An 8,530-nucleotide genomic window follows, 5' to 3' on the forward strand; every position below is an offset into this window, starting at 1 on the left:
TACGCTCAAGGGCATGTCAGTGCAGGAGTCGCAGGAATCACCGGAGCCGCCGGAATCCCGTGGGGGCGCACCGGATCCGCTGGAGGCCGCCACCCAGGCCACCCGGAGCCTGCATGGGCTGTCCACGGAGCTGACCGCACGCGTCCCGCAACTGCTGGAGGCCATGCGCTCGGTCGGCACCGGCCTCGAACTGCACTCCACGCTCGACCGCATCTGCGAGACCGCCGCCGAGCTCGCCGACGCCCGCTACGCGGCGATCGGGGTCGTGGACACGGACGGCCCGGGGCTCTCGGACTTCGTCACCTTCGGCGTCAGCGCCCAGCTGGCGCGGCGGATCGGGCACCGGCCGGACGGGAAGCGCGGCCTGCTCGGGGCGCTCATCTCCCACCCGGACACCGTCCGGCTCGCCGATCTGACGAAGGACCCCCGGTCGGCGGGGTTCCCCGCGCACCACCCGCCCATGAAGACCTTCCTGGGCGTCCCGATCAGGGTCCAGGGCGAGATCTTCGGGAACCTCTACCTCGCCGAGAAGAACGGCGGCGGAGAGTTCAACGACTACGACGTCCACATGGTCCGGGTGTTGGCCACCGAGGCGGGCATCGCCATCGGCAACGCCCGGCTCTACGAGGCCGCCACCCAGCGCGAGCGCTGGATCGACGGCTCGGTGGCGGTCACCACGGCCCTGCTGTCCGGCGGGGACGCGGACGACGCCCTGTCGGTGGTGGCCGAACAGGCGCGAAGGCTGGCCGACTCCGCCGCCGGGATCGTGATGCTGCCGGCGGAGGAGGGAGGCATGGAGATCGTCGCCGTCTCCGCGGACAACCCCGCCACCTCGCTCGGCGTGGTCATTCCCGCCGAGAGCCCGGTGGTGGACAAGCTGCTGCGGGGCGAGCCGGTCTTCGTCGACGACGCCGCCGCCGACCCCCGCATGATCAGCAGGCTGACCAGTCAGTACGGACCGTGCATGATGCTGCCGCTGCACAGCGGCGGGCGGGTGCTGGGCGCGCTGGTCACCCCGCGGGCCCGCGGCAAGCGGCCCTTCACCGAGGCGGAGCGGACCCTGGCCACGCAGTTCGCCTCCCAGGCCGCCCTCGCGCTGATGATGGCCGAGGCCCAGCGCGACCGGGAGCGGCTCGCGGTGTTCGAGGACCGCGACCGGATCGCCCGGGACCTGCACGACCTGGTCATCCAGCGGCTGTTCGCCACCGGGATGATGCTGGAGGGCGCGCAGCGCAGGTCCATCGTCCCCGAGGTCCGCGACGGCGTGGGCAAGGCCGTGGACGAGCTGGACGTGACCATCCAGGAGATCCGCACCGCGATCTTCGCGCTCCAGCAGGGTCCGGCTGAGGCCCCGTCGGGGCTGCGTACCCGTGTGCTGCGGGAGATCAACATGGCGGCGGTTCCGCTGGGCTTCAAGCCCGCGCACCGCTTCGTCGGGCCGATCGACACGGTCGTCGGCGAGCTGGTCGGCAAGAACCTGATCGCAGCCCTCCGCGAGGCCCTGTCGAACGCCTTCCGGCACGCGGCCGCGTCCCGCATCGAGGTGCTGGTCGACTCCACCGCCAGCCTGCCCGACGGCCGGCCAGGGGTACGGCTGGAAGTCGCCGACGACGGGGTGGGCATGCCGGAGGGCGGCCGGCGCAGCGGCTTGCGGAACCTGCGCCGCAGGGCGGAGTCGCTCGGCGGCTCCAGCTGGTACGGATCCGGCATCGGGGAGGACGGCGGCGGGACCACCCTGGTCTGGGAGGCCCCGCTGTGATCCGTGGCGCCCGTCCGGGCGGGACAACACACCTAGCCGCGCTCGGCCAGGATCCGTTCGATGACCACGGCCACCCCGTCCTCGTTGTTGGCGACCGTACGGCCGGACGCGGCCGCGATCACGTCCGGGTGGGCGTTGCCCATCGCGTACGAGGTGCCGGCCCAGCGGAGCATCTCCACGTCGTTCGGCATGTCTCCGAAGGCGACGACCTCGGCGGGGGAGATCCCGCGTTCGGCGCAGCACAGCTCCAGGGTGCTGGCCTTGGACACGCCGAGCCCGCTGATCTCCAGCAGTGCGGTCGGGCTGGAGCGGGTGATGGAGGCGTAGGCGCCGGCGGCGGACCGGGCCAGGGCGAGGAAGTCGTCCGGGGTCATCTCGGAGTGGTGCGCGAGCAGCTTCAGTACCGGCGCCGCATGGTCGTCGTGTTCCTCGTGGAGCAGCTTCTCGGCGGTGGCGACCGTGGCGCCCGGGTCCTGGAAGAACGGCGGGTAGGCCGGCTCGTAGTTGATGCCGGTGGTCATCTCGACCGCGAAGGAGGTGCCGGGGGCGGCCTTGCGCAGCGTGTTGACGACGGTGAGGGCCGTTGCCCGGGGCAGCGCCCTGACCTGTACGAACTCCCGGCCGGCGTGGAGGTCGACGACGGCGGCGCCGTTCGCACAGATCGCCAGGCCGTGACCGTGCACGTGGTCGCTGACCACGTCCATCCAGCGGGCCGGACGGCCGGTGACGAAGAAGACCTCGATCCCGGCCTCCTCGGCAGCGGCGAGCGCGGCGACCGTGCGGAGCGAGACGGACTTGTCGTCGCGCAGCAGGGTGCCGTCGAGATCGGTGGCGATGAGCCGGGGGGCGGGGGTCGGCCCGTCGGGGCGCTGAGAAGCCGAGGTCACCGCTCCATCTTCGCCCATGGGCCCCTGCCGCCGGACCATGATCGTCCAGACATCTTTCCCCGCTTCGGCTGCGGGACGGCCCTGCGGAAGCGTCCGGACCGTCGCATGTTTCACGTGAAACATGCGCCAGACCGGACGAGCCGGGCCCTGAGGGACGCCGCGTGGTTGGTGTACGAGCCACGGACCGCCGTACGCTCGACGGCATGACCCTGCGCCTGAGCACTGTGATCCTGCCGGTACGTCCCTGGCACGAGGGAGGCCGCGACCAGTGGGAGCGGGCCGAGCGCCTCGGTTTCCACACCGCCTACACCTACGACCACCTGAGCTGGCGGAGCTTCCGCGACCAGACCTGGTACGGCGCGGTGCCCACCCTGACCGCCGCGGCCGCCGTCACCGAGCGGATCCGTCTGGGCACCCTGGTCACCTCGCCGAACTTCCGGCACCCGGTGACCCTGGCCAAGGAGCTGATGTCGCTCGACGACATCTCGGGCGGCCGCATCACCCTGGGCATCGGTGCGGGCGGCAACGGCTTCGACGCGACCGCGCTGGGGCAGGAGGAGTGGAGCCCGCGCGAGCGGGCGGACCGCTTCGCGGAGTTCGTGCCGCTGCTCGACCGTCTGCTCACCGAGCCGGCGGTCACCCACCACGGCACGTTCTACTCCGCCGACGAGGCGCGCAACATCCCCGGCTGCGTCCAGCGCCCCCGCCTGCCGTTCGCCGTCGCGGCGACCGGCCCGCGCGGTGTGAAGCTCGCGGCGAGCCACGGCCAGGCCTGGGTGACCGCGGGCGACCCCAAGCACGCCGAGGGCACGCCCGAGGAATCGCTGGCGGCCCTGCGCGTCCAGCACGGGCGCCTCGAGAAGGCCCTGGCGGAGATCGGCCGGGACTCCGACTCCATCGAGAAGGTGCTGCTGACCGGCTTCACCCCGGAGCGCGGCGCCATCCTGGAGTCCGTGGACGCGTTCGTGGACTTCGCGGGCCGCCACCGCGAGCTGGGCTTCACCGAGCTGGTCATCCACGCGCCGATCCCGGACTCCGACTTCGCCGCCGACGAGGCGGTCTTCGAGCGGATCGCCACCGAGGCGCTCGCCCAGCTGGAGGGCTGAAACTCCCCCGACGGCTCCAGCCGGGTCCCCTTGCGCGACGGGACCCGGCCGGAGCCGGTCAGGCGCTCAGCCGGTCAGGCGGTCAGGTTCGTGATGATCCGCCGCGCCTGGGGGACCACCCACTCCGGAGCCGTGCCCTCGGGCAGTGACTCGACCTCCTCCAGCAGGGCCGACATCCTGGCCGCGCCCGCCTCCGGCCGGCCCCGCTCGTGATCGGTCCACGCCGCGTTGTTCACGCACTGGAAGCGGTCCTGGAGGTGCTCCGGCCCGAGCCCCGCGTACAGAGCGGCCGCGCGCTCCCACAGCTGGATCTCCTCCAGCCGCAGGACCTCGACGGCGGCAGTGCTCAGGACGACCCCGTCGTGGGACTCCCCGGCCTCCTCCGGGGCCCGGGAACTCACCAGCCGGTCCAGCACCTGGGCCAGCTGGTGCCAGGTCTGCGCCAGTTCGGAGAGCAGTTCCGGGTCCTCGGCGTCGCCGGCCTTCAGGGCCGCCTCCAGGACTTCGGCAGCCTCGTCCATCAGGACCCGGGCCGCTGCCACGGTCTCCTCGGTGACCTCCTCGCGCATCCCCAGCCAGGCCAGCGAACGCAGGATCCTGACCTCGGAGACCACCGCGTCACCGGTCAGCCGGCGCAGCTCCAGAGCGCGCCGGTACGCGGCGACGGCCTCATCGGCGAGACCGGCGTCGGAGAGGCAGTCGGCGGCCGCCTGCGCGAAGCCCGCCTGCGGCCGGGGGTCCTCCCAGTCCTCGACCAGGTCGGCGGCGAGCAGGAACTGCTCCGCGGCGCCCCGGGACTCGCGCAGGTCCCGCAGCAGGTTCCCCAGGAAGTCCCGCGCCGACACGGCCTGTCCCTCGCCGTGCTCCAGCAGGTCCGGAAGCGCCGACTGCAGCACCTCCGCAGCGTCGGCGGTCCGGCCGTCGCGGGCGTAGGCCTGGGCCAGCATCAGCCGGGCCTGGGCCCCGCCGTCGGCGGCCAGCGCGGCCTGGTCGAACCAGTGCGCCGCCGCGAGGGCGTGCTCGGCGGCCTCCGCCGCCGCGCCCCGCCCGCGCAGCAGGACGTCCGCGAGGGTGAGGCGTACGAGACCCTGCTCCTCGGGGTCGGTCACCGCGGCGGAGTGCTCCAGGCCGGACCGCGCGGCCGCCTCGGCCTCCTCGGCCCGTCCCAGCGAGAGCAGCACCCCGGCCCGCAGGACGAGGGGGTCCGCCGCCTGCCACGGACGGCCCGCCTCGACCGCACGGTCCGCGGCGGAGGCCAGCAGCTCCAGGGCCCGTTCGGTGTCGCCCTGCGAGAGGGCCAGCCGGCCGAGCAGCTCCTCGGCCTCGGAAGCCAGGTCCGGGAGGGTCTGCCCGTAGGAGGAGACGAAGGAGGAGAGCTCGGCCACCAGCAGCCCGTGGCCGTGCTCATGGTCGCCGTCATGGCCGTGCTCGTGCTCGTGGCCGTGGCCGTGGCCGTGGCCGTGACCGTGGCCGTGACCGTGACCGTGACCGTGCTCGTTCTCGTGTTCGTGGTCCCGCGCGGCCTCCGCCGAGCGCAGGTACGGCTCCAGCCGCAGCGCGGACAGCTCCGCGACGGCGATCCGGCGGGCCCGCAGCGGCTCCGCCGCGTCCAGTGCCTCGGCGGCGCGCAGGCCCGCCGCCAGCAGCGCGCGGACCTCCTCAGGCGCGGCCCCGGCCTGCGCGGCCACACACGCCAGCCACAGTTCGGCCAGTGCGGCGCGCTCGACCTGCCCCAGCGCCCGGTAGCCGTCGCGGACGGCGGTCAGCAGCTCCGCCGCGTCCGGGGCCCCGGCCCGCGCGGCCGTCAGGGCCCGGTGGTCGGCGACCTCGGCGAGCAGCAGCGGGTGCACGTCCGGCTCGGGCAGCGCGGAGACCCGTACGGCGACCTCCGCCCAGAGCCTGTCCGCGTCCGGGTGGCCCGTGTCGCGGGCGTCGCGGGCCTGCTCCACGAGACCGCTGAACTCGGTGGCGCTGACGGGCACGGGCGCGGGGGCCGCTGCCGGGGCCGTCCCCGCCGGCTGCGGCAGCGCGGCGCTGCGCACGCCGAGGGGCAGCGTGTCGGCCAGCGGGGCGCGGGAGAGCCGCTCCGTGAGCCGCTCGGAGACCCGGGTGGTGCCGTTGCGCACGTCGAACCGCCGGGCGATGTCCAGTGCCTCGGCGCGCAGGACGCCGTGCAGCTCCTCGACGGTCTGCGCGGAGCCCTCGTACGGCACCGTCGGGTCGCATCCGTGGCCGAGCTCGATCAGCCGCCGGAGCAGGACCAGGACCCCGGCGTAGAAGTCCAGCTGGGTCTTGACGTCCACGAGCGGCCGCAGGTGCGCCCCGTGCTCGGCGAGGATCTCCACGCCGCGCGCCTCGTTGCCGGTGAGCGCGCAGAACTCGATGTGCTGGCCGATCGCCCGCAGCAGGCTCTCCTTGCCCCGGACCATCCGGTAGCCGCGCAGGTGGTGGGAGCGGGCCTCGTCGGTGCGGCCGAGGCGCAGCAGGGGGAGCAGCGACCGGGCGAGCACCCGGTGCGGTTCCTCCATGCAGGTCTGCTCGCCGGTCAGCACGGGCTCCCAGACCTCGATGGCCTTGGCGTGCTCGCCCTTGGTCGCCCAGAAGACGCCCTGGGAGTTGGTCTCGCAGGCGTGGCAGTCGCTCATGTCGTCGCGGTCGGCCGCGCGCCACTGCGCCATGGCCCGCTCGGCGCGCTCGTCGTCGCCGACGGCGTCGGCGAGGAAGTACTCGGACTGGCGTACCGCCCGCTCGCTGTAGCCGGCGATCCGGTAGCGCTTCTCCATGTCGTCCAGGTAGCCGGTGACGGAGGAGATCGGCACGTCGGGGGAGCTGATGATCTGGCCCGAGACCCACTTGAAGCGCCAGAAGAGGGAGTGGGCGTCACCCGGGCCGAACGCAGACGGGTCGCGGTCGTACTCCTGGAGCAGGCGGGCGAAGGGGACCACCATGCGGCTCCGCTCGGCGCTGTACTCGTAGGAGTCGATCTGGTTGATCAGCGCCGCCCGGTACACCCCGGTGTCACCGCAGACCTCGGCGGCGGCGGTCAGCGCCTCGGCCTGGGCGTTGCGCGCGGCGCCGTGGGGCAGGTTCCGGTTCTCGTGCAGGGCGCGCCGGATCTCGTCGGCCGTCAGGGTGCTCACTTGTCGTCCTCCTCGGAGGCTGCGGTCGGGGTGTCCGGGCTGTTGACGGGGTGGGTCGCCCATTCCAGGAGCCCGAGGAAGGCCCGGTTGAGCAGTGCCGAATCGGCCGGTCGCAGCGGCCGCTGGGACATCAGCAGCGCCTGGCCGTAGAGCGATTCGACGGCGGTGCCGGCGAGCGTCGGGTCGGGCAGGCCCGCGATCCGACGGATCAGCGGGTTGTTGTGGTTGAGGACGAGGCGGGCGCGCGGGCCGGAGCCGCGCAGGGACCCGAGGATGCCGCTCCACAGGGAGTCGGCGGACTCGAGTGCGGCGGTCCGGTCCCGCTCCTGGCGGGCCTGGCGGTCGTCGAGGTACAGCGCGGGGACGGCCACGGGCTGGAAGGCGCGCAGCACCACGTCGCAGCTCTGGGGCTCCAGCCGGGTGCGGGCCGTGGAGAGGAAGGCGGCGAGGGAGAGTTCGACGGCGGTGGGGACCGGGTCGAGGCGGTCGGTGACCGCTCCCGCGTCCAGCTCGGTGACCTTCAGGTCGGGGCGTACGGAGGGCAGCAGGGCCAGCAGGTCGGCGTCGTAGGTGTAGCCGGCGTTGACGACGCCGAGGCCGTGGGCCGCCGCGATCGGGGCGATCTGCCGGAACTCCTCGACGGTGCGCGTGAAGTGGATCTCGGAGTGGGCCGCCGTGAACTCCTCCAGGTTCATCGAGCCGTCGCTGGTCTCGAACGGCAGCCACGGCAGCATCAGGCCGAGCAGTTCGGCGTCGTGCCGGGCGAGGGACTTCACGCCGAGGTGGTGGACGCTCAGGAAGGCGGCCAGACGGTCCGGCTCGCTCGCGGCGAGCTCTGCCAGCCAGGACCGGATGCGGGCGCCGAGGGCTTCGCGTACGGCGGCGAGCGTCTCGTCGTCGTAGAGGTTCTCGCGGGAGGCGGTGGGCCGCAGGGTGTCGGTGTCGAGCACGGCGCGAACGAAGAAGGCCCAGTCCGGCAGCAGGTTGTCGGCCTGGTCGGTGAGCAGCATGCCCTTGAGGTGGACGCGGTGGCCGGCCCGGTGGGCGGGGCTGGTCGGTTCGGGGAGTACGTACGCGACTCCGCGCACCCCGGCCACCGGCAGGTCGAGGTCGATGCTGTCGAGCGGGGTGAAGCCGAAGAGCTGTGCGCAGTGGCCGGCGAGCGCGACGCGGCGGGCGGCGGGGGTGGGGTGGGCGCGGTCCCACACGGCGGGCCGGTCGGTGATGGGCCGGGGAGTGCCGCCGAGGCCGTCGTCGAAGGTGATCGGGTAGGGGAGCAGGGAGCCGTAGTCGCGGGCGAGGCGCTCGACGCGGGTGGGCTCGGTCCACTCCTCGGCGCCCGGGCGGGCTTCGAGGTGGACGGTGGTGCCGGGTTCGGGACGGGCGTCGTGGGGCAGTTCGCGCACGGTGTAGGAGCCGTCGTCCGTGGCCAGCCACTCGACGGGCGCGGCCTGGGGGTCGCGGGCGGACCGGGTGACGACCCGGATCTGCCGGGCGACGACGAAGCAGGCGAGCAGGCCGATGCCGAACTGGCCGAGGAACTGCTGACGGGTGTTCTCCAGGCCCTGGAGTTCGGCGGCGGAGGCACCTTCGCCGCGGCGCTTGGAGCTGCGGCCGATGGTGGCGAGGAGGGAGTGT

5 protein-coding genes are annotated in these 8,530 nt (G+C 73.7%); 2 read left to right on the forward strand and 3 right to left on the reverse strand.

The window, feature by feature from the left end; translation table 11 throughout:
* The first annotated feature begins 13 nt into the window (after nucleotides 1-13).
* Nucleotides 14-1,759, forward strand: a complete 1,746-nt coding sequence (locus SSNG_RS17905) for a GAF domain-containing protein (protein WP_007265284.1) — start codon at nucleotides 14-16, stop codon at nucleotides 1,757-1,759.
* A 32-nt stretch (nucleotides 1,760-1,791) separates the two neighbouring features.
* On the opposite strand, the gene SSNG_RS17910 is transcribed toward SSNG_RS17905, so the two are convergent.
* Nucleotides 1,792-2,664 (reverse strand): Cof-type HAD-IIB family hydrolase, encoded by an 873-nt coding sequence (locus SSNG_RS17910; protein ID WP_042801277.1) that lies wholly within the window; start codon nucleotides 2,662-2,664, stop codon nucleotides 1,792-1,794.
* 185 nt (nucleotides 2,665-2,849) lie between these two features.
* Between SSNG_RS17910 and SSNG_RS17915 the strand changes: the two genes are divergently transcribed.
* Nucleotides 2,850-3,752, forward strand: a complete 903-nt coding sequence (locus SSNG_RS17915) for an LLM class flavin-dependent oxidoreductase (RefSeq protein ID WP_042801279.1) — start codon at nucleotides 2,850-2,852, stop codon at nucleotides 3,750-3,752.
* 74 nt (nucleotides 3,753-3,826) lie between these two features.
* Here SSNG_RS17915 and SSNG_RS17920 read toward each other — a convergent pair whose 3' ends face one another.
* Nucleotides 3,827-6,892, reverse strand: a complete 3,066-nt coding sequence (locus SSNG_RS17920; protein ID WP_050779658.1) for a hypothetical protein — start codon at nucleotides 6,890-6,892, stop codon at nucleotides 3,827-3,829.
* The coding region (locus SSNG_RS17925) for an HSP90 family protein (RefSeq protein ID WP_007265288.1) at nucleotides 6,889-8,530 on the reverse strand (1,642 nt) is incomplete at its 5' end. The genes SSNG_RS17920 and SSNG_RS17925, both read right to left, overlap by 4 nt.

Origin of the sequence: Streptomyces sp. C (genome assembly GCF_000158895.1) — a bacterium.
Classification (GTDB): Bacteria; Actinomycetota; Actinomycetes; order Streptomycetales; family Streptomycetaceae; genus Streptomyces; species Streptomyces racemochromogenes.

Excerpts from the sequence above, each read along its gene's own strand:
- SSNG_RS17905 (WP_007265284.1), top strand. The coding sequence starts at position 14 with ATGTCAGTGCAGGAGTCGCAGGAATCACCGGAGCCGCCGGAATCCCGT.
- SSNG_RS17910 (WP_042801277.1), bottom strand. The coding sequence starts at position 2,664 with ATGGGCGAAGATGGAGCGGTGACCTCGGCTTCTCAGCGCCCCGACGGG.
- SSNG_RS17915 (WP_042801279.1), top strand. The coding sequence starts at position 2,850 with ATGACCCTGCGCCTGAGCACTGTGATCCTGCCGGTACGTCCCTGGCAC.